This is a genomic window from Streptomyces cinnamoneus (assembly GCF_014650495.1).
GTDB classification, from domain to species: domain Bacteria; phylum Actinomycetota; class Actinomycetes; order Streptomycetales; family Streptomycetaceae; genus Streptomyces; species Streptomyces cinnamoneus.
In genome coordinates this window covers 156,282-177,782 of sequence record NZ_BMVB01000012.1, presented here as the reverse complement: position 1 = coordinate 177,782, position 21,501 = coordinate 156,282, and the positions used below count along the sequence as shown (strand labels likewise).

Annotated in this window: 18 protein-coding genes; 6 read left to right on the top strand and 12 right to left on the bottom strand. The window is 72.7% G+C overall.

Annotation, left to right across the window (positions count from 1 at the left end):
• Positions 1–59 precede the first annotated feature (59 nt).
• From IE182_RS32500 to IE182_RS19225, 4 genes are all read left to right on the top strand, one after another.
• Positions 60–188, top strand: a complete 129-nt coding sequence (locus tag IE182_RS32500) for a hypothetical protein (protein WP_268249626.1) — start codon at positions 60–62, stop codon at positions 186–188.
• Between the two features lie 68 nt (positions 189–256).
• Complete coding sequence (locus tag IE182_RS19235; RefSeq protein ID WP_190111119.1) at positions 257–919, top strand: vWA domain-containing protein; 663 nt, start codon at positions 257–259, stop codon at positions 917–919.
• Positions 913–1,812 carry a PP2C family serine/threonine-protein phosphatase gene (locus IE182_RS19230; protein WP_229844939.1) on the top strand — a complete coding sequence of 300 codons (900 nt, stop codon included), beginning with the start codon at positions 913–915 and terminating at the stop codon, positions 1,810–1,812. Before IE182_RS19235 ends, IE182_RS19230 begins: the two co-directional genes overlap by 7 nt.
• A complete protein-coding gene (locus IE182_RS19225; protein WP_190111093.1) occupies positions 1,809–3,143 on the top strand; it encodes a protein kinase domain-containing protein in 1,335 nt (444 codons plus the stop codon). Before IE182_RS19230 ends, IE182_RS19225 begins: the two co-directional genes overlap by 4 nt.
• A 41-nt stretch (positions 3,144–3,184) precedes the next feature.
• On the opposite strand, the gene IE182_RS19220 is transcribed toward IE182_RS19225, so the two are convergent.
• From IE182_RS19220 to IE182_RS19190, 8 genes are all read right to left on the bottom strand, one after another.
• Positions 3,185–3,514 carry a hypothetical protein gene (locus IE182_RS19220; protein WP_190111092.1) on the bottom strand — a complete coding sequence of 110 codons (330 nt, stop codon included), beginning with the start codon at positions 3,512–3,514 and terminating at the stop codon, positions 3,185–3,187.
• 38 nt (positions 3,515–3,552) lie between these two features.
• Complete coding sequence (locus IE182_RS19215) at positions 3,553–5,040, bottom strand: AbeC-like domain-containing protein (RefSeq protein WP_190111091.1); 1,488 nt, start codon at positions 5,038–5,040, stop codon at positions 3,553–3,555.
• Between the two features lie 43 nt (positions 5,041–5,083).
• A complete protein-coding gene (locus IE182_RS19210) occupies positions 5,084–6,298 on the bottom strand; it encodes a lanthionine synthetase C family protein (RefSeq protein WP_190111090.1) in 1,215 nt (404 codons plus the stop codon).
• A 136-nt stretch (positions 6,299–6,434) separates the two neighbouring features.
• Positions 6,435–6,569 carry a hypothetical protein gene (locus IE182_RS32495; protein WP_263869045.1) on the bottom strand — a complete coding sequence of 45 codons (135 nt, stop codon included), beginning with the start codon at positions 6,567–6,569 and terminating at the stop codon, positions 6,435–6,437.
• Positions 6,570–6,572: 3 nt separating this feature from the next.
• The gene (lanL, locus tag IE182_RS19205) at positions 6,573–9,290 is read right to left on the bottom strand and encodes a class IV lanthionine synthetase LanL (RefSeq protein WP_229844938.1); all 2,718 of its coding nucleotides are present in this window, start codon (positions 9,288–9,290) and stop codon (positions 6,573–6,575) included.
• Between the two features lie 101 nt (positions 9,291–9,391).
• Positions 9,392–10,309 carry a carbohydrate kinase family protein gene (locus IE182_RS19200; RefSeq protein WP_190111089.1) on the bottom strand — a complete coding sequence of 306 codons (918 nt, stop codon included), beginning with the start codon at positions 10,307–10,309 and terminating at the stop codon, positions 9,392–9,394.
• Complete coding sequence (locus IE182_RS19195) at positions 10,306–11,247, bottom strand: pseudouridine-5'-phosphate glycosidase (RefSeq protein ID WP_190111088.1); 942 nt, start codon at positions 11,245–11,247, stop codon at positions 10,306–10,308. Before IE182_RS19195 ends, IE182_RS19200 begins: the two co-directional genes overlap by 4 nt.
• 139 nt (positions 11,248–11,386) lie before the next feature.
• The gene (locus IE182_RS19190; RefSeq protein ID WP_190111116.1) at positions 11,387–12,922 is read right to left on the bottom strand and encodes an FAD-dependent monooxygenase; all 1,536 of its coding nucleotides are present in this window, start codon (positions 12,920–12,922) and stop codon (positions 11,387–11,389) included.
• A 170-nt stretch (positions 12,923–13,092) separates the two neighbouring features.
• On the opposite strand from IE182_RS19190, the gene IE182_RS19185 reads away from it, so the two are divergent.
• Complete coding sequence (locus IE182_RS19185) at positions 13,093–13,725, top strand: hypothetical protein (protein ID WP_190111087.1); 633 nt, start codon at positions 13,093–13,095, stop codon at positions 13,723–13,725.
• Positions 13,726–13,750: 25 nt separating this feature from the next.
• Here the strand turns inward: IE182_RS19185 and IE182_RS19180 are convergent, their stop codons facing one another.
• The 4 genes from IE182_RS19180 to IE182_RS19165 all read right to left on the bottom strand — a co-directional run bounded on the left by IE182_RS19180 (position 13,751) and on the right by IE182_RS19165 (position 19,707).
• Positions 13,751–14,986: an ATP-binding protein gene (locus IE182_RS19180; protein WP_190111086.1), complete on the bottom strand. Its 1,236-nt coding sequence runs from the start codon at positions 14,984–14,986 to the stop codon at positions 13,751–13,753.
• A gap of 21 nt (positions 14,987–15,007) precedes the next feature.
• Complete coding sequence (locus IE182_RS19175) at positions 15,008–17,056, bottom strand: dynamin family protein (protein WP_190111085.1); 2,049 nt, start codon at positions 17,054–17,056, stop codon at positions 15,008–15,010.
• A 152-nt stretch (positions 17,057–17,208) separates the two neighbouring features.
• A complete protein-coding gene (locus IE182_RS19170; RefSeq protein ID WP_190111084.1) occupies positions 17,209–18,474 on the bottom strand; it encodes a serine hydrolase domain-containing protein in 1,266 nt (421 codons plus the stop codon).
• 135 nt (positions 18,475–18,609) lie between these two features.
• Positions 18,610–19,707, bottom strand: a complete 1,098-nt coding sequence (locus IE182_RS19165) for a phosphotransferase family protein (protein ID WP_190111083.1) — start codon at positions 19,705–19,707, stop codon at positions 18,610–18,612.
• 473 nt (positions 19,708–20,180) lie between these two features.
• Between IE182_RS19165 and IE182_RS19160 the strand changes: the two genes are divergently transcribed.
• Positions 20,181–21,329 carry a serine hydrolase domain-containing protein gene (locus IE182_RS19160; RefSeq protein WP_229844937.1) on the top strand — a complete coding sequence of 383 codons (1,149 nt, stop codon included), beginning with the start codon at positions 20,181–20,183 and terminating at the stop codon, positions 21,327–21,329.
• Positions 21,330–21,501 lie beyond the last annotated feature (172 nt).

Genomic DNA, 21,501 nt, shown 5'->3' with positions numbered 1-21,501 from the left:
GCGCTCGCACGACGACCAGGGGGACTTGGAATGCGAAGGATCCGCAGACGGAGGACGCCATGACGGTGGTGACACCGCACATCGCACGGGGACGCCGGCTGCTGTTCGGTCTGTTCGTCACGGCGTCGCTGATCACGCTGGTCCTGGCCGTGGCGCTGGCTCTGTACACAGTGCCGAGGCTCGGCTGACGCCCGCCCGGGCAGGAACGACGAAACGAAGGGAACAAGACGACGTGAGTGACATTCCCGGCGGGCCGATGGCCAACCGGCCGGTCCATTTCATCTGGCTGCTGGACTGCTCGTACTCCATGCAGGGCGAGAAGATCGCCCGCCTCAACTATGCGATCCGGGAGGCGGTCCCGGAGATGCGCGCGGTGGCGCACGACAACCCGGCGGCCCAGCTGTTGCTGCGCACCCTCACCTTCTCCACGACGGCCCAGTGGCACCACAAGGACCCCGTGCCGGTCGACGACTTCACCTGGCAGGACGTACAGGTGGACGGGATGACGAACCTGGGCGAGGCGCTGCAGCTGGTGGCGCGCGAACTGCAGACCCCGCCGATGCCGCAGCGTGCGCTGAAGCCGGTGCTCGCGCTCGTCTCCGACGGGGTGCCCACCGACGACTGGAAGGCCGGCCTGAAGGCCGTCGACGCCACCCCGTGGGGACGCAAGGCGGTCCGGGTCGCGATCGCCATCGGCGAGGACGCCGACCGGGGCGTGCTGCAGGAGTTCCTCGGCAATCCGGAGCTGCAGCCGCTGGACGCCAACAGCCCCAAGCAGCTCGCGGCTGCCATCCGGTGGGCCTCGACCGCCGCGGTGAAGGCCGCCTCGCAGCCGGTTGCGGGCTCGTCCGACCCGCTGGCGAAGAAGCCGCCGTACGCGCCGCCGGTGCTGGACGACGACGATGACGACGTGTGGTGACGGTGCTGCACGTGCCGCACTGGGAGACCTTCGACGCCACCGTGCCGGGGGTCAACAAGCGGCGGAACCAGGACTGGTGCACGGCCGAAGGAGACGGCTCCGCGGAGCGTCCGCTGATCCTGGCGGTCGCCGACGGGCACGGCTCCGCGCGGCATGCGCGCAGTGACGTCGGGGCTCGGCTCGCGGTGGACCTCTTCGCCGCGCATGCCCGGGAGTTCGCGGCCCTCGCGAGCGCCGACGGCCCCGACGGGTCGCGGAGCCTCAGCTGGCTGATGCACTACGCGCGCAACGTCATGCCGCGCAGGTTGGTGGCCGAGTGGCGGCGCAACGTGCTGGGGCACTGGCAGCGCCTGCACGAGCACGACCCGGACGCGACGCGGACGGCGGCGCCCACCGACGAGCAGAAGCTGCTGCTGTACGGGGCCACGCTGATCGGCGCCGTCCTGACCCCGCAGCTGTTCGCGGCCTGGCAGCTCGGCGACGGCGAGCTGACGGTCGTCGGGCACGACGGCGGGGTGGACCTGCCGCTGGCCCCGGCGGAGGCGGACCTCGGGGACGAGACGGAATCGCTGTGCAGCCGCGAGGCATGGCGCCTGGTGCGGGTGCACTGGGCGCCGATCGTGGCCCCGGCCCGCACGCCGCGGTTCGTCGCGCTGTCCACGGACGGCCTGTCCAAGAGCTTCGCCTCCGACGAGGGCTTCGTCCAGTTCATGGCAGGACTCGACACGCGGCTGTCCGAGGAGGGCGTGGAGGTCGTACGGGCCGTGCTGCCCGACTGGCTGGCGGCGGCCGCGCAGCACTCGGGCGACGACACCACCCTGGCGGCCGCCCGACGGCCGGTGCCCGGCGCGGGGCCGGCGGCCGACGAACGACAGACAACGGAGAGACAATGAGCGGCATGCTCGACACCGGCACCCGCCTCACCACCGAGGACGGCGTGGAACTCCAGGTCGCGGGGTTGCTCGGGACCGGCGGCCAGGGCGAGGTGTACCGGGTGCGGACCGCGGCCGGCGACCGGGCGCTCAAGTGGTACTACCCGGCGTGCGCGACGCCGGAGCAGGAGGACATCGTCCGGGAGCTGGTGGAACGGGACTTCGACGACGACCGCTTCCTGTGGCCGTCGGCGTTCGTCCGGGGCACGCGACCGGATGCGTTCGGCTACCTGATGGGCATCCGCCCGGACCGCTTCAAGGGTCTGCCCGACCTGTTCGCACGGCGGCTGCGCACCACGCCGCGCGCCCTGCTCGCCGCGGGCCTCTACATGGTGGAGGCGTACCAGGCCCTGCACTCCCGCGGCATCGCCTACCGTGACATCTCCTGGGGGAACGTCTTCTTCGATCCCGCCACCGGTGACGTCCTGGTGTGCGACAACGACAATGCGGTGGTGGAGGGCGAGAGCAGCGGCATCTCCGGGACCATGAAGTTCATGGCGCCCGAGCTGGTGCGCGCCGATCCGGGCGCCAGGCCCGGGACACAGTCCGATCTGCACTCCCTCGCGGTGCTCCTGTTCATGCTGCTGATGAACCATCATCCGCTGGAGGGCAGGCAGGAGCTGGCGATCCGCTGCTTCGACGAGGCGGCCGAGAAGAAGCTGTACGGCCGGCAGCCGCTGTTCGTCTTCGACCCGCAGGACGGCTCCAACGAGCCCGACCCCGTCGAGCAGTCCACCGTGCTCCACACCTGGGACGCCGCGCCCGAGGTGCTGAGGGACCTGTTCACGCACAACTTCACCGTGGGTCTGCGCGATCCGGCGGCGCGGGTGCGGGAGTCGCAGTGGCGTGACGCGCTGCGGGCCGTGCTGGACGGCGTCGTCGACTGTGCGCACTGCGGGCGGCAGAACATGACCGAGCCCGAGGAGACCACGGCGGGAACGTGCTGGTCCTGCCGCAGTGTGCTGGTGCTGCCGCCGCGCCTGGTGCTCACCACCCCATCGCCGCGGGCGGAGCGTCACGTCCGGCTGGGGCGTGCCGCGCGGGTGCACGCGCACCATCTGGTGCCGGAGCCCACGCGGCACGACTACGGCGACGCCACCCTCGTCGCCGAGCTGACCGAGCACCCGCAGAAGCCCGGCAGGTTCGGACTTGCCAATCGTTCCGGGGCGGCGTGGACGGGGACGCGGTCGGACGGCACGACCCAGCAGATCGCGCCCGGCCAGACCGTGCCGCTGCGCTCCGGGTTGGAGCTGGACCTCGACGGCGCCCGGGCCGTCGTCCGTCCGAAGTGACGTGGGGGGAGAGCCGTTCAAGGCTCTCCCCCCACCCCGGCTCACAGGCCGATGACGCGCCCCAGTTCCTGGGCGAGGGCCAGGCCCGCGCTGCCCGTGGTGAGCCCCGTCGAGATCGTCTCCAGCGCCCGCCTGACCCGTCCCGGGTCGGCGGGCCGCTGCTCCCGGTCGGCCCGCACCAGCTCGCCGCGGACCACGTCCGCGTGCTCGGCGAGCACCGGCAGGCCGTCGGCGCGCAGCTGCCGCGCCAGCTCGCCGGCCAGGCGCAGGGCCTCGGCCGCAGTCGCGCCGTGGTGGTGGATCTCGATCTTCCCGCCGTCGCCGAAGTTGCCCGGCCCGGAGATCTCACCGTGGAAGTTGAACGTGCTCATTCCTGCTCCTCGTCGATGGGGACGGAGTGTCCGCCGGGTCAGGGAGCCTGGCCGGGTGCACCGGACGGCTGCTGGCCGCCCTGCCCGTAGGCCGCGCTGATCTGCCCGTTGTTGCCGAAGTTGCTCGGCCCGGTGATGTCTCCGGAGAAGTTGTACGTCTGGGTGTTGATGACCTGCTGGGCCTGGTCGAAGGAGCTGGTGTCGACGTTGTGGTCCTTCAGGAACCGCTCCGTCGCTATCAACACGCCCTGCTGCAGGCGATGCAGGAAGTCCTGCGAGTCCATGCGGTCGGAGTGTCCCAGCTGGTCCCAGGAGGCCACGCGTTCGCGGATGCTGTCCACGGCCCCGTAGTCGTGCGCCACGTGCCGCTTACTGATGTCCCTGCGCAGTCTCTCCAGGTCGCGCGCCCGGCGATTGTTCGCTGCACCGCGCCGGTGGTTGCGGCCCGGTGCGCCGCGCAGCGCGGGCCAGGTCTGCCCGTTCGCACACCGCACCAGGCTCCACCAGCGTTCGAAGCCGTCGATCGGCAGCCCGTCCACGCGGCCGAAGGCGCCGCTCACCGGGGGGATTCCGTAGGCGGCGACCTCCCAGGAGAGGCTGGGGTGCTGGAGCCGGGCCCGCAGGTGCATCGACACGATGACGCGTCCGCCGTCGCCGACCCGCTCCAGGCTCAGGTAGGTACGCATTCCTGCGCCCGGGTTCAGCAGGCCCGCCTGCACCAGCTGCTTGGGGATCTGGGCGAGGGGCCGGCCGAGCGGATCGGGCAGCAGGTCCTTGCCGAGGTGTGGGACGTGGGTGCCCAGCACGTACAGCCGGTTCCTGGCCCTCAGCCCTTCGAGGCCGGCGATGTTCGCCATCTCCCGGGCCACGTAGGTGTGCAGGTCGACGGCGTCGAAGTCCTTGATGGTCAGCTTGCCGCCGCCCGGGGCCTCGGCGGGCCGGCTGACGTCGATGGGCTGCCAGACCACCTCTTTGATCTTCTTTCCGCTGCCCACGAACGGATTGGTGCGCTCGGCACTCGCCGTGTAGGGCACGACGTTGGCCTTCTTCATCTCCAGCAGCCGCTTCTCCGCCCCCTGGGGGGCGGGCGGCGCGAGGTCCTCGGCTTTCGCGCCCGTGCGGAAGACCTCCTGGGCGGCGTCCCGGGCCTGTCTCTCGGCCGTGTACACCAGCCACCACGCGGTACCGAACACCACGAGGATCCCGCAGCCGCCCACGGTCCCGGCGGGGGACGGCCCTGCGGTGAGTCCGTACAGCACCAGGAGCACCGCTGCCACCAACCCGCCGAAGAGCCAGGCGAGTCGGCGGTCCCGCGCCTCGGTGCGCCGGACGGCGGCCCCGGCGTGCCGTACGAGCGCCAGGAGATTGACGCCGAGCGGCAGGCCGACCGCGGTCATCCGGTCCGCGGTGAACTCCTCGTGCACCTCATGGGCGAAGCCCTCGTCCAGGTGCGTCGCGGCACACAGCCGCCGCGTCACCGCGTCCTGCCGGTACTGCGGCAGCGCGGGTAACTGCTTCCTCGCCATTCACCCTCCCCCAGGCGTGCGGGCAGCAAACAGTACCGTCTCCTTACGCCAGGAGCAGGGCACGGTCCCAGGTGGGGGCGTTGTCCGTGGTCGCGGCGAGGAGGGCGAGGAGCACGCCTGCGGCTCCGTCCAGGAAGCCGGGGCCGTCCTGGGCGAGGTTCCCGCCGTGTTCGCAAAACCGCGAGAGCCGGACGGTCAGGTCGGTTGCGGCGCGCCGGAACTCCGCGTCCCCGGTGTCGTGGGCGAACCGCAGCGTGATCTGCAGCAGCCCGGCGAGGCCGTGGCACAGGCCCGGTGACGTGTCGGCACCGCACTGCTCGGCGGACCGGCGGAGGACGGCCTTCATGGCCCGCACCGCCGTCCTCCGCAGGGAGGCGTCGTCCAGTGCCGTGCCCGCCAGCCACAGGGACCGGGCCACTCCGGGGGTGCCGTAGCACCACGAAGCGGTCCTGCGCCGACGGGGATCCGGCGTTCCGTCCAGTGCGGTGATGCCCGGCCAGTCGGGCCCCCGGGCGTCCTCGGTCCGGCAGGCCCCGAGTCGGCCGGCCGTCCTGCGCAGCGCCTCGTCCTGGCCCGGGACACGCACCCCGGCGGACCGGGCGAGCGCCATCAGCGCCAGCGGTCCGGCGATCCCGTGCGCCGCACCCCAGTTGAGGGCACCGTGCGGGAAGCGTTCCCGCAGGGCGTCGTCCCGGATGGCCGCGGCGGGCGTGAACCAGTGGGGAACTCCCCCGCGTTCCCCGCACAGGGCCACCACAGCGGTGAGCACGGCGCGCAGGGAGCGTTCCGCGTGCGGTGATTCCCCGGCCCGGCACAACAGCAGGGCGCCGGTCCCGGCGAGGCCGTGGATCACGTCGAAGTCCCGCCACGCCACACCGTGGGCGCCGTCGGTGAGTGCGACTGCCCGGCGTAGCGTTTCGTCCACGAAAGACTCGGGCGGACCTGCGCGGGACAGGCACCAGGCCGCGAACGCCGGGCCGGCCAGGCCCGCGTGAAGCCCCGGAGCCGTCGTTCCCAGGCGCTCGGTGCCCCTGACCGATGCGGCGAGGTACCCGTCGGCCAGGGCGCCCCAGCCCTCTCCGGGCCGGTACCGCTCCAGCTGGTGGTACACCAGGGCCGGCCCCGGTCCGCCGCCCGCGAGGTCGGGCCGTACGCACGAGGGTGCGGCGCGCGGCCGGCCCGCCAGCGCGGCCACGAGGCCGAGGGCGGCGTCCGCCGCGCCGCCGGACACCGCTGCCGTCCACGTGCTGCCGCCCAAGCCGTGCTCCTTCGGGCCCCCGCGCCTTGGGGCCCTCGGGCCTTCGGGCCTTCGGGCCTTCGGGCCTTCGCCAGGGTGCGGTCGGGGGTCGTGCGGCGGGCCCGCCGCACGACCGTTGGGAAGACCGTCGGGAAGATCAGCGGCAGCGCGGGTACTCCGTGCAGCCGTCGGTCCAGTCGGTGCGCGGGACGGTGTCACAACACATCATCGGCTCCAGCATCTCCCCGTCGGTCTCGGGGAGTTCCTGGAGCTCAAGGACCTCGGTTTCCATGGATCACGTCTCCTTCGTCGTCTGCTCGTCGTTCCTGTTCTCCGGCCGGCGGAGGTCGAGGGGGGCGGCGTACCAGGAGCGGCCGCCGCCGGTCCTGAGCCGCAGGAGGAAGTCCAGGACGCCGGCCAGGCCGACGTTGTAGCTCGCGCAGATCTCGCGCATCGTGTCGTCCGGCACCAGCAGCCGTCCGTCGCGCAGCGCGGCGCGGACGAAGAGGCAGCCGGCGGCCTCGGCCGCCTGCCGTCGGTAGCGGTCGTCGCCGGTCGCTGCGGCCAGGTCGAGGAGCAGTTCGGCGTTGCCCGCCACGCCGTGGCAGGTGCCGGGGCCCAGCCGCCAGCGGTCGCGGTACACCGCTGCCGCGGCTCCCTCGGCGTGCCGGAGGAACCGCGCGTCGCCGGTGGCCCGCCACAGCCGCACCAGGAACGTCCCCACGCCCGACGCGCCGTTGCACCACAGGTTCAGCCCCGTGCGCTCGTGACGGCCCGGGCCCTTCGGCCAGTCGGCGGCCCCGCCGTCGCGCCACCGGGCCACCGCGCACAGCGCCTCGCCGCCGCCCGCCGCGGCCTCGGCCAGGTCCGGCCGGCCCAGGGCCCGGCCCGCCGCGAGCAGGAAGGCGGCGTTGCCGGCCACCCCGTGCCCGTAGCCGTACGACGCGGAGCCCGCGAGGTCGCTCCGGTGCTCCCGGCCCGCAGGCCAGTCGACCGTGCGGCCGGCGCTCCTCGTCAGATGGAGCAGGCGGTCCGCGCAGTGCAGGGCCCTCTCGGCGAACCGCCCGTCGCCGGTGGCGTGCCACAGGTACAGCTGCGCCGTGCCGGCGCCGGCCAGGCCGTGGCAGACGTCCGGGTTGTTGCCGTCGAGCGGGATCCGCAGGGCCAGTGCCCGGGCCCGGTCCGCCAGGTCCTCGTCGTCCAGCGTCCGCGCCGCGTCGTACAGCGCCCACGCCGTCCCGGAGCGGCCGAAGTACAGCCCGGGCAGCACCCGGTCCGGCAGGGCCAGCCTGCCGTCGAGCCAGCGCGCCGCGGTGCGCAGGGCGGGCCGTGCCGCGCCCCGTCCGCTGCGCACCGCGCGGTCCAGGACGGCCAGCACCCCGGCGGCGCCCACCTGGACGTTGCACGGGTCGCCGAGGGGCAGGGTGCGGGGGCGGGGCCACAGGTACGCGGCGTCCGGGGCCATCGTCCCGGCCAGCCAGGCCAGTCCGTCGTCGATGAGCCGGTCGGCGTCGGCGTCGGGGAGTCCGGGGCCGGGTCGTTGCGGCGGCGCGGCCGGTTCCGCCCGGAGGAACGCCACGGCCCGGGGCAAGGGCCAACGCTGTCCGGCGTCCGCCGTCAGGCCGAGGAGCAGCGGGCCGAGGGCCTGCACGGCGGGGTGCGCGGGGGCGGCGGCGCGCACGAGGGCGGCGATCCGTTCACCGGCCGTCCTGCCTGCTGCGGGGACGTCCGGTGCCAGGACGGGGCTGATGCCGGTGGCGGCGTGCAGCAAGGTCGCGCCCAGGCTGTAGCAGTCCGCTTCCGGTCCCGGTGCGGGCGGTGCCGTGTCCGTACCCCCGGCCGGGCTGTCGAGGTGTTCCGGAGCGGTGAAGCCCTGCGTCCCGGCGACGTGGGCCGTTCCGCCCGCGTCGGCCGTGCACTCCAGGTCGACGAGTACGGGCGTGCCGTCCGGTCTCATCACGACGTTGCCGGGCTTCAGGTCGCGCAGGACGTGACCGGCGGCGTGCACCTGGCCGACGATACGGGCGAGGTCGCGGGCCAGGGAGTGGACGGCCGGGACCGGGAGCCGGCCGTCACCGCGCTGCAGTGCGTCGGCGGTCCACCGCTGCAGAGTCGTGCCGGGTATCAGGTCCTGGACGAGGAACACGTGCCCCGCGGACTCGAAGACCTCCCGTGCGGCCGGGGCGATGCCGTACGGAGCGAGACGGTGCAGCACGTCCGCCTCGTGGCGCAGCCAGTCCCGGGCGTCGTGTCCTTCGCGGTCGGCCCCGATGTGGGGTCGGGCCTCCTTCAGCAGGACGTCCTCACCGGTGTGCTGGTCGTGCGCGCGGTAGACGCCGCCGCGGTTGGAGTGCCGGACGGCTTCCCGGACCAGATAGCGGCCGGCCAGCAGGACCGGTCCGCCGCGCCGACGCGGCCCGGCCGGTGTCCCTGCGGCCGGCGGGAACGGCAGCGGGGCCCACGAGGGAGGGGAGAACCACGGCTTCCGCTCGTCCGGCACCACCGTGCCGTCGGGGGCCTCCAGCTGCGTTTCGTAGAAGCCGTCGTCATTGAGCTCGCGGGGTCTGCTGAAGCAGCCGAAGCGGTAGTGCACCAGGCTGTCCGCCCGGTAGCGCCGGTCCGAGAGGATCGCCGGGCCCGGCAACCCGGCCGTCGACCGGTGCAACTGCTCGGCCAGCAGGCGCAGCTGGTCGTCGTGGGCGGGATAGGCGGTGAGGAACTTGCCCGACTGCGCCCGGTCGGTCCGCACCGCGGTGAGCTCGGCGACGGCTCGCGCCGTGGGGGCGAACTTGAAGGCGCATCCGTGCCCCACCAGCACGGCTGCGGCCCGCTCCAGCACGCGGGACGCCGAGGCGGGGGTGGCCGACAGGTGCAGCTTCCAGCCCTGCGGGCGAAGGGTGTGCCGGACAGGGGCGACCATGCACCAGAATTCCCCGTCCGCCATCCGCCACGTGTCCGTCAGACCCGAAGCGTCCAGGACCTGCGCGACGATGTGCTGGTATCCCGACGTCACGCGCACAGAGTGGCACGGCGACAGGTTCGAACGGGAGAGTCGTGCACGCTTGTTCCGGTCCGGTGGGCCAGCACGCCGTGGCAGCCGGGACGGGCCCGTGGTCAGGGCGGCAAGGGGCCGTCGGGTGGGCGGGCGCCGACGAGGGCGACGGCCCTCGCGCCCGCGCGGCAGCCGCGGTGCGCGGCTGCGACCGGGCCGTCGCCGGCCAGGCGGGCTGCGAGGAACGCCCCGGTGAAGGCGTCACCGGCGCCGGTCGTGTCCGTGGCGGTGACCGGCTCGGCCGGGATCCGCGCGGTGACCGTGCCGGACGCGGCCACCAGCGCGCCACCCGGGCCCAGCGTGGCCACGACCAGCGGGAAGTGACGGCTCAGCTTGGCCGTGGCGTCGGCGGGCTCCGGCAGACCGGTGAGCAGGGCGGCCTCGTCGTGATTGGGCAGGAGGACGTCCGCTCCCGCCACGGCCGCGAGGAAGCGGTCCACGCCGAAGCGGGCGATGAAGCCGGCGGAGGCCGGGTCGACGCTCACCGCGATGGAACGGGCGCGGGCTGCCTCCATCGCCAGACGGGCCGTCCTGCGGCTGGTGTCGGAGAAGAGGAGATAGCCGGAGACGTGCAGGTGACCGACTCCGGCGAGCAGGTCCTCGCACCAGTCGTCGGCCGACAGGTGCAGCACCGCTCCGCTGTCGGTGAGGAACGTCCGTTCGCCGTCCGCTCCGACCAGGCAGATGACCGTGCCGGTGGGGATCCGTGGGTCGACCACCAGGTGCGGCCGCACTCCTGCCGCGCGCAGCGCGCGCTCGTGCGGACCGGCCGCGTCCGCGCCCACCCGGGCCAGGAGGCGTACGTCCGGCGCTCCCGAGTGGGCGGCCCAGCAGGCCACGTTGGCGCCTGCGCCGCCCGGGAGGGTGGTGATGCGGGCCGCCGTGTCGGTGGCGGGGGCCAGGGGTGTGCGGTGCCGGGCGATGACGTCGGTCACCACGTCACCCACGACGAGCAGCGCCCCGTTGCCGGCGTCGGTCATGCGGCACACGACGACGAGGCGTACGCCGCGGCGATCTCCGCCGCCAGCCGCACGTTGCCGCGCACCGCGGCCACGTTGGCTTCCAGGGACGCCCCGCCGGTGTGCCGGAAGAGGTGGTCCAGGAGGAAGGGGGTGACCGCCTGGCCGGTGACCCCCTCCCGCGCGCACGCGGCCAGGGCCTGTGCCAGCACCCGGTCGTGCAGCTCCGGGTCCAGCTGCTGCGCCACGGGCACGGGATGGGCGACGATCAGCGCCGAAGGCGGACCGCCGAGCGCATCCTGCGCCCGCAGCACGCCGGCCACCTCCGCCGCGGATTCGACCCTCCAGTCGACCGGCTCACCGGAGCTGCTGAGGTAGAACCCCGGGAACTCCGCCGTCCGGAAACCGAGAACCCCCACCCCCAGCGTCTCCAGGCGCTGCAGCGTCGCCGGCACGTCCAGAACCGACTTCACCCCTGCGCAGACCACGGCGATCCGCTCCTTCGCCAGCAGGTGCAGGTCCGCCGACTCGTCCTGGGCCCGTGCCCAGTCGCGGTGGACGCCGCCCAGACCACCTGTCGCGAAGACACGGATGCCGGCCCGCGCGGCCAGAAAGGCGGTCGCCGACACCGTCGTCGCCCCGCTCGCCCCCGCGGCCACGGCCGGAGCCAGGTCCCGGTGCCCCAGCTTGCGGATGCCACTCTCGCCCGCGACCCGTGCCAGCTGCGCCTCGTCCAGCCCGACACGGGGCCGCCCGTCCAGCACCGCAATGGTCGCCGGGACGGCGCCACCGGCTCTGACGAGCTCCTCCAGCTCCCGGGCCACCTGCAGGTTCCGCGGCCGGGGCAGTCCGTGGGCGATGATCGTCGATTCGAGCGCGACCACGGGCCGCCCACGGCCGAGTGCCTCCCCCACCTCGTCCGACACCACCGGCAGCCGCTCGCCTGACACCTCGGACATCGCAGACCCCTCCCATCACGCCCGGCACGACGCTGCTCACCGGATCCCTGATGCACAGACGTTCCCCACCCGGTCGCCCCCGAAGCCTTCGGCGTGAACGCTTCGTGCGCCCGCCGGCCCTCGCGGCGCGTCGCGCACGCTATCCGCTGTTGCGGGCCCGGGCACCGGTCCACATCGCCAGGACTCCGGCCCGTTCGGCGCGCAGGGCGCGGGGGTCGGTGGTGCGGCTCGCCCAGGCGATGTGGCCGTCGGGGCGGACGAGAACGGCGCTCGCGTCCTCCAGGCCGGTGTGGAGTTCGTGCCGGTGGGCATCGACCACCCGGATGCGGGCACCCGGCCGGGGCCGGGCCGACCGGTCCGTCCCGTCGGCCGGGTCTCCTGCGGCCCCGGGGCCGAGGTTCAGCAGGACGGGCCGGCCGTCGTGGAGGAGCTCGTATACGCGGGCCGGCCCCGCCGCCGTCTCCAGGGCGATGTCGGGCATGCGCCGGCCGGTGAGTGCGTCGGCGTCCGGCGTGGCCGGAGGGTAGGCGGTGTCGAGGGCGGAGATCCTGCCGGCCAGGTACCGGTTGACGTCCTCCATGTCGAGGAGCGTGTCGAGCAGTTCGCACAGGAGACCGGCGGCGGGACCGTACTGCTCCGTGAGCGGGAGTTCGACCAGCAAGGTCTGCGCCCGGGTGGCGGTGGTGACCGCGTGACCGACGGGGCGGCGCTCGTCGTCGTAGGTGTCCAGCAGGCCAGGCGGCGCCCGGCCGGCGACCGTGGCGGCGAGCTTCCAGCCGAGGTTCATGGCGTCCTGCAGCCCGGTGTTCAGGCCCTGGGCGCCGACGGGGAAGTGGATGTGTGCGGCGTCGCCGGCCAGCAGGACGCGGCCCCGCCGGTAACGCTCCGCGAGGCGGGTGGTGTTGCCGAACCTCGACATCCACCGTGGCATGCCGATACCGCAGTCCGTGCCGCACACGCGCATCAGCGAGGTACGGAACTCCTCCAGGGTCACCGGTTCGGTGGAGGGGACCCGCAACCGCCCGGGATCCATCACCACGTACCGGGTCAGCCCGGCCTCCAGCCGCGAGACGAGCACGCCGTGGCGCCGGGCCCGGTCGTTGCACGCGTGATCGGCGACGGCGAAGTCCCCCACGACGGCGGTCATCGACTCACGCGTCCCGGGGAAGCCGATTCCGGCCGCCTGCCGGACCAGGCTGCGCCCGCCGTCGCAGCCGACCGCGTACGCCGCACGCACGGTGACCGGCCCGCCGGGTCCGGATACGTCCACCTCGACGCCGTCGGCGTCCTGGCGGAGGCCGACGGCCTCGTACCCGCGGCGGATGTCCGCACCCAGTTCGAGCGCCCGCTCCGCCAGCAGCTCCTCGGTCCGGGACTGGGCCAGCAGCAGTGCGTAGGGGTGCCGGGTGTCGAGCGCCGTGAAGTCGAGACGCCGCTTGAGGCTGACGGCGAACTGCCAGCCGGGCACGGTACGGCCCGCGGCCAGGAACCGTTCGGCCAGGCCCCGCATGTCCATCAGCTCCATGCTGCGCGGGTGGAGGTTCAGCGCCCGCGACTCCCTGTGCGGTGTCGCGCGCTTGTCGACCACCAGGGTCCGTACGCCCGCCAGTGCCAGTTCGCAGGCCAGCAGCAGGCCGGTCGGCCCGGCGCCCACGAGGAGCACGCCGGTGTCCATGGGTGAGCCGGGGAACGTCACGCCCCCACCCTTCGGCGCGGGCCGTTCCCCGTCAAGGCGTCCTCCCGCACGGTGCGGTCCCGGGAATGGCCGGGCCCGGGCTTGGCTGCGCCGCGGTCCCGTACTGGAATGTCGGAGGTCCGACGGGACGTCGTGGGAGGAGTCCGCTGGTGATCCACATGACCGAGACCCTGGCCGTGCAGACTGTCGAAGGGTTCCTCACGCCCGACGAGACCGCCGAGCTCACCAAGGTGCTGGACGAGCACCTCGCGGCCACCGGCTGGGTTCCCGCGCGTCCCAGCGAGGGACTCACCCCGCCCGAGGCGGCGCAGGCCATCGTGGACGCCGGCCTGCAGCGCGCCCTGCCCGCCATCCGCCGGGCCTTCCCCTCCGCCACGGGCATCGAACCGTGGCTGTACCACGATCTGAAACCCGGTGACGAAATCCGTCCGCATGTGCACGGCGTGGGCGACCCGCAGGCCCGGCCGCAGCGGATCGCCCGGGTCGGCTTCGATCTCCAAGTTGCCCGACGTGGCGGTGAGTTCTACCTCGGCACCTGCTCCGCCGACGCCCTGTGGAGCGACGTCAGTGCGACGGGCAGCGACTACGCGCCCGGGACGCGGTTCGTCCACGAGATCACTGCCCGCACCGGCCCGGTGAAACTGGCCGACACCCCGCACACCCGTTGGACGTGCACCCCGCCGCCCGGAACGACCGTCGTCTACGGCATCCAGCTGGTCCACGGGGTCCGGCGAGTCGAGGAAGGCAGGGTGCGCAAGCTCATCACCACTCTCCTCGCGTGAGCCCGCGCGGCACGGTGCGGGATGGTCACGACGGCGCCCGGCCGCCCTGCCGGAGAGCCTGCAGGCCCCGGTCCAGCTGGAACGCCGCCTCGTCGGCGGCGCTGTTCAGCAGAGTGCCGGGAGGCAGGGCCCGCAGCCAGGCGTGCGCCGCGTCTCCGAGGCGTTCGGGGACCTTGAGCACCGGCCGGTGGAACCCACGGACGCGGGGTGCCGGGTTGAGCGGACTGCCCGGGAAGCACTGCAGTTCCGTCCCGTACGGTTCGGACGGCAGCGGCGCGCCGTTGGGGACCGGCAGCTCCAGCGCGACCCGGCCGGCCCCCGGGCTGCGAGGGGTCCGGCCGAGAGCGGCCTGTGCGTACACCTGGTGCGGATCGCAGCCCGTACTCACCCAGCTCATGTTGGACACGCCGCTGAGCCGGCCGTTCACCTCGATCACCTTCAGCCGGCCGTCGTCCGTGACGGCGAAGTCGATCTGCCAGGGCCCCCACGGCCCGCAGGTCTCCGTCATGTCGGCGACCGTTGCGGCCAGTTCCCCTCGCGCGCGGGCAGGCAGTGCCACGGGGGCGACCCTCACCCGCCGGCCCGGGTCGCAGTCGCTGCCGAGCCGGCCCAGGGAAGCCACGGGCCACGCCACCGTGGAGGACGAACCGGACAGGAGCTCGACCGCGTACTCCTCTCCCACGACGGCTTCCTGGACCAGCACCGGATACCTCACCTCGGCGCCCGCCCGGCCGAGACCCGCCCCGTCCTCCACATAGTGGCGCCCCGAGCCGAACTCGCTCCGTGCTTCCTTGACCAGGACGGGGAAGCCGAGCCCGTCCACGGCGCCTGCCAGTGCCTTCCCCTCGGCGCAGACCACGCCTCGCGGGACGGGCCAGCCCCGCTCCCCCGCGAGACGGTGGAAGGCCACCTTGTCGCTCGCCAGCAGCGCGAACCGTTCCGAGTGCACGGGCATACGACAGCCCGCACCCGCCGCACGCATGCGGGTCGCGGCGCGGGCGTAGGCGGGCAGGAACTGCTCCTGGCCGGGGCATCCCATGTTCGGCAGGGCGACGTCGGCCCGGTACTCCCTGAGCAGGTGCAGCAGCACCTGCTCGTCCATGGCCGCCGGCAGCTCACCGCACGTCACACCGGGTCCCAGGAACGAACCGGCATCCACGAACCCCAGCACGGTGACATCCGCACCACCGTCCCTGAGCGGCGGAACCAGCCTGTCCCCGCGGAACTCGCCCAGGACGACCACACGAACCACATGCACCACCCGCCCTCTCCGCACCCCTCCTCAGGTCTTCTCCAGGGCCCGCAGGGCCTCCACGAGCGCCCGGCCTTCCTCGTGGACGGGTTCGAGCTGCTCGATCAGGCCCTGCCGGACCTGGTTCTCGGGATGGGCGATCCGCAGCCGCACGAAGTCACGCGACTGCTCCAGCTGCTCCCGGTACTGCGCCAGGTTGTCGCCCAGGTGATCGATGACGTCGGTGCCCTGGACGCCGGCGGACAACGCGAACTGCTCCTTCACCACGGCGACTTCCGCGTCGATGGCGCCGATCCACTCCTCCTGGAGGGCTTCGAGCGAGCTGATCCTCTTCTTGCGGTACTGGATCCCCATGAAGACCAGCGCGGCCGCGCCCGCGACGAACCCCGCGGGAGGGAACACGGTGCCGGCCGCCGCCAGGCCGTACAGCCAGGTCCCGCCCGCGGCCACGGGGGTCACGATGCCGACCAGTGCCGCCGCACGCTGGACCACGTCCTGGGCGGTGGTCGCGCGGTGCGTCCGCTGGGGCACGGAGAGATCGTTCACGTCGAAGACGGAGTCGGGAAGCCGTCCCGCGAGGTCCTTGTCGCCGAAGACGTTGTCCACGGCCTGCACCACGTCCTGCTTGAACGCCTCGAACTGCTCGGTCCAGAGCGTTGCCGGACCGGTCGGGGCCTCCATCCACGTCCGGAGCGCCTGGGTCTTCGACACCTGGACCTGGTTCGCCCTGGCCGGCTTGCTGACGTCGGTCTGCCTGATGGGGGCGTCCAGCACGGAGTGCAGATGGGCGGCCAGCCGGCCGAACGGCCGCACGGCCCGTCCGACACGGGTCTGGAGCTTCCGCTCCAGCTGCTCGCGCAACTGCGGCAGCGCCCGGTCCAAAAGCTCCAGCCGCTGCTGCTGACCACCCAGCAACTCCCTCAGCCCGTCGATCTCCAGCCGCTCGGCCCGCAGCCGGTCCTCGATCACCCGCAGCCGGGGAACGAGCAGGACACGTGCCTCGGCCGCCACGGCGGCGATGTGCCGGGTACCGGTTCCCGTGCTGATCAGGTCCTCGATCGCCTGACGCAGCGTGTCCATCCGGCTCTCCGCCCGGTATCGCCGTGCGGACGCCTCGGCCTCCTCGGCCTCCAGCTTGGCCGCGCGCGCCTCCAGGGCCGGGGAGACAGGGAGGAAGCCCTCGCCGATGAACCCCAGGTCCGGCTGGCCGTCGGGGAGGGTGAAGTTCTCCCTCAGATAGCTGTTGTTGCGGGCTATGGTCGCCTTCCACTCGACCACGTTGCGCAGATCGAGGTTCGATGCCGAGTCGATGGCGGTGACCACCCACACGACCCGTTTGCCGGAGAGCAGATAGTGCTCGTAGAGGAAGCGGATGAGGTCGAGGTCCCTCTCCGAGAGCGTCCGGCTGGCGTGCGAGACGTACATGAAGCAGTCCGCATCGGCCATCGCGGCCCTGACGATCATGTCGTGGACGGGATTCGGGGAGCCGTAGCCGGGCAGGTCGTAGAGCTTCGCCGGAAGCCTGGCGTCGGCCAGGAGCACCTCGACCTCGGCGACCTCGCGGCCCCGGTGCGCCCTGAGCCGGTCGGTGACGTCCGCGTCCTGCATCGCGTACGCCGCGACCACGGACGGGGCCGGGGAGTTCCCGACGTCCTCCCACTGGCCGTCGGCCGAGTCGGTGAAGCGCACCCGCAGGTAGCCGGTCCCGGACGCGTCGACCGTGGACTGGCCGTCCACCGGCACCACGCTCGCGGGACAGGCCGTGGTCGGCACCGGCGAGGACGGCAGCAGCCCGACGAACTTGTCCGCCGTCCGTCCGTCGGCGGTCTGCACCTCGACCAGCTCCAGACCGCCCTGCAAGCCGCTCAGCAGGAAGCTCTTGCCGGACGAAAAGGCCCCCAGGAGCGCCACGTTGATCAGGGTCGAGGCCGCGCGCGTCCTCAACCGCTTCACGGTCGCGGCTTCCCCGCGCACGTCCTCCGGCCATTCTCCCGGAGCCTCGGGGAGGGCGGCCGCGTCGCGCAGCCACGCCTCGGACCGGTCGAGAACGTCGCGCAGTTCACCGCGCGTTTCATCCACATCCCTTGGCACAGTCACGCCACCGGTATAGCCCTTGGCTCACGAGCGACGTGGCCGATTCGGCAACCTCGGGCCCGTTCCGTTACCTCGGCCCCGACCCTCGCGCCCGTCCCCCGGCGCGACGCCCCCGGCGGGGGCGTCGCTGCGGGTCCTCACCTCGCCGCGGGCTGCGCGGGCAGGTTGTAGACGTTCCCCGGTGTGACGATCTTCGTGATCGCCTCGCCGAAGAGCGTGCTGGGTTCCGCACCGTCGTGATCGATGTCCGTGTTCAGCAACACGACGAGGGTCGCCTGGGCCTTGGGCAGATGGACGGTCAGGGTCTCGTAGCCGGGCAGCGAACCGTTGTGCCCGATCCAGCCCTGGACGTCGAAGATGCCGAGGCCGTACCCGGCGCCCGGGATCGTGGTCGGGGCGGTGGTGAGCCGCTGCTTCTGCGTGACGGCGCTGATCATGGTCTCGCCGTTGGGGAAGATGCCCGTGGCGACCGTGCGCGCCCAGACGCGCAGATCCTCCAGATCGGAGATCATCGCCCCGGCCGCCCAGCCCCAGGAGGGATTCCAGTCGGCGGCGTCCTCGGTCTTCCCGCTCGCGGTCTGGTTCGTGTATCCCTGCGCGTGCGGGTTCGGGAACTCCGCGCCGGCCGGGAAGAGCGTGGCATGCAGGCCGGCCGGTGCGAGGACGTTCTCCCGGATGAAGTCGCCGAGGGGCCGGCCACCGACCTTCTCGACGACCAGGCCGAGGAGGATGAGGTTGGTGTTGCAGTAGGAGAACTTCTCGCCCGGCGGGAACAGCACGGGGTGCTTGAAGGCGTAGCCGAGCAACTGCTGCGGCGTGAACGGACGCCGCGGATCGGACGTGAGCGCCTTGTAGAAGTCCTCGTCCTCGGAGTAGTTGAAGAGCCCGCTGCGCATCCCGGCCAGCTGGCGCAGGGTGATCGTGTTCCCGTTGGGCACCCCGTCGATGTACGTGCCGATCGGATCGTCCAGGTTCAGCTTGCCCTGGTCGACCAGCTTCAGCAGCGCGGTCACGGTGAACGTCTTGGTCTCGCTGCCGATCCGGATGTACATGTCCGACGACATCCTCCGGCCGTTGCTCTTGTCGGCGATCCCGAACGACCGCACGTAGCGCCCCTTGTCGGGCGTCCACAGCCCGACGGTCACCCCGGGGACGTCCGCCTCCCGCATGACGCGCTGCACGGCTTCGTCGAGCTGCTGCGCCACGGCGGGAGTGAGCTCCCGGAAGTCACCGTCGGCGGCCGGCGCGGAACCGGGCGGCGCCGGCGGTCCAGCAGCTGTGGCGGTAGTGGGAACGGGCATCGGCGCCACGCCTGCGGCCCCACTCGCAACCGGCACCACAACCATCCCCACGGCAACGGCGGTCACGGCCCCCCTGCGCAACCGTATGCACGAGTGCGTCATGGGCTGACTCCAGCCATAAGATGATAGAGCTACGCAAATCGTAGACCGATTCCCTTACCCGGGCCATCTGCCTGCCCTCGGGCGGGAAGCAGCCGGAGGCGGACGTGCTGCGGTGCCGGCCGGCTCCCTGGCCGCTCACCCGGGGCAGGACGCTTCACCGGCCTCGTCCAGCACCCTGGCGAGCAGGGCCGCGCTGCGCAGGTAGGGAGTCCGTCCGCTCGGCCACTGGATGCCCGTGCCCGTCATCAGGCGCGTGACCCGGGACGTGATCAGGCTGAACCGGAAGGCGGCGAACACCTCGTAGGAGGCGAAGTCGCGCAGTGGACGACCGAGGAGGGAGGCGTACGTCGCCACGGTCTCCCGCCGGCCCGGCAGGCCGGGAAGCCGCGGCAGACCGAGGCCCTCGCTCAGGTAGCGGTCGGTGAAGAGGTACCAGGCCAGGTCGCTCTCCGGCGCGCCGAGCGTGGCCATCTCCCAGTCCAGGAGGGCGACCGGCGTGTGGCCCGAGTAGATGATGTTGCCGATGCGGGCGTCACCCCACAACAGCCGCGGCGGTCCGGGCTCTTCCGGGCGGTGGTCCCGCAGCCAGTCGGCGGCGCGCAGGACGACGGGGTCGTCCTGGACGCCGTAGAACTCCAGATGCGCCATGCATGCGCCGAACTGGCGGCGCATGCCGACGGGACCATAGGCCCGGCCGTGGGCCGGGTCGTCCAGGAAGGACAGGTCCAGGGTGTCGGGGCCGAGGCGGTGGAGCCTCGCCATCAGTTGCAGACCGCCGTTCCAGACCTGCGCGCGGTCGGCCGCGCGGAGTTCCGTCAGCCAGCCGGAGCGGTGGTACGAGGGGATGTCTCCCGGCACCCGCCCGTCGATCCGTTCCATGACGACGAAAGGGGCGCCGAGGAGTTCGCCGGAGGACTCACTGCCGTGGATCCTGGCCACGGGCACGTCGGTTGTGGCCAGGAGTTCCTGGAGCCTGACCTGACGGTGCCACGAGGAGTCCGGCAACAGGTGGTGGCGGGCCGGAGCCACTTTGACGGCCAGGGGCCGGACCAGGCTCCGGCCCTGGTGGTTCCACTTCACGTCGCACAGGAGCGTCTCGCCGCTGAAGCCCGTCTCGTCGGGAGTGCTCAGGGCCCCGATCGTGGGGGTGCCCTCGGCGGGGAACCGGTCGGCCAGCCATTGCGTGATCGCCTCGCGGGTGCGGTGCGGATCGCGCTGCAGCGGTACGGGCATGCCTGCTCCCTGTCGGTGGTCCGGGCTCTGTCATCGGGGGGCCTGGTGTTCGCCGTCCGTCATTCCGAGGAGCATGGCCGGCGTCGGCCACCACAGCCCGCCCGGCGCGGGCGGCGTGCCGAGGCCGAGGTGCGTCGAGACTCAAGATCCAAATGCTCCCTGCCGGGCGGACTAACGTGATCGCCGGTTCTTGGTTACGTACCACCGAACAGATGCATCCGTGCGTGTGGCCGCCGCCGACGGGACCGGCTCAGCCCGCCTCGTCCCGCTCGCGGCGACCGGTGGTTCCACCGCAGACTCCGCACCGACCCCGCCCGCGCCACCTCTGTGCCTATAGCAATCACCGCCCGTCCAGAAACGATCTCCACAACAGGGGCCCGGCCGCCCCATACTCGCCCAGTGCGGTTCGCCCGGGCGCGGCTCGCCCAGTCGCGTCAAGAGAACGAGAATCCCGTATCCATCAAGGAGTCCCAGTGGCAAGGAACTTACGCAGACGGAGACTGGCGGCCGTGGTCGGCGCGGTGTTCGCGGCGGTGCTGGTGCTGCCGTCCCCGGCGCAGGCCCGGCCCGCGCAGCCTCAGCCCGCCGCCGACGGCCACGCGACCACACAGGCCGCGCTGAACGCCTTCCAGGCGGTGACCGGCCCGGGCGCCGGGGTCTACGCCGGGAACAGCACCGGTTCGTGGAACCTCAGCTCCGGTACCGGCCTCGTCGGCGCCAACCGGCCCGTCCAGCCCACCGACCACTTCCGCGCCGGCAGCCAGACCAAGACCTTCACCGCGGCCGTGGTCCTGCAGCTGGTCGACGAGGGGAAGGTCTCCCTCACCGCCCCGATCGAGCAGTACCTGCCCGGCGTGGTCGACGGCAACGGCTACGACGGCAACACCATCACCGTGCGCCACCTCCTGCAACACACCAGCGGCATCCCGGACAGCCCCAGCCTGCGCCCGCAGCCGACGTACACCCATGCCGAGCTGGTGCGCCAAGGGCTGGAACGCCCCCCGGTCGCCTCGCCGGGAAGCAAGCTCGTCTACTCCAACGTGAACTACCAGATCCTCGGCATGCTCATCGAGAAGGTCACCAAGGCCCAGGTCGGCGAGGCGATCACGACCCGCATCATCGGGCCGCTCGGCCTGAACCACACCTTCTACCCCGTGCCGGGAATCCGCACCCTCCCCGACCCGTACGTCCGTGGCTACAGGGTGCTCCGCATCGGCCCGGCCGTCTTCTGGACCGACGTCACGTCGGACTTCGAACCGTCCCAATTCGGCAGCGCGGGGGCGATGGTCTCGACCGAGCAGGACCTCACCGCCTTCTACCAGGCGCTCGTCGGCGGAAAGGTCGTGTCGCAGGCGAGCCTGGCCGAGATGAAGACGTTCTGGGACCAGGGCCAGGGCCCGGGCACCGGATACGGCCTCGGCCTGGCGGCCGGCCCCCTGCCCTGTGGCGGAGTGGCCATGGGACACACCGGCAGCGTCAACGGCTACATGTCGCTGACCATGGTGACCGCCGACGGCCGCCACGCGTCGGTGATGAGCAACTCGGCCGCTTCCCTCAATCAGACCGCCTCCATCATGAAGATGTACAAGGTTGCCGAAGCGGCGCTGTGCGAGACCTCGTAGGGCTGAGAGCAGGGCCCCTGTGAGCGGGCCCTCCGATACCGGAAGCGTGGCAGCCTCCCCCGCACCCACGGGCAGCGCGCTTCCGGCCGCACTCACCCGGTCGAACGTCCACCCGGCCCGGGAACGGGCCCGGAGGATCGTACGGTCCGGCGGAAGCATGGTCTCCTCCATG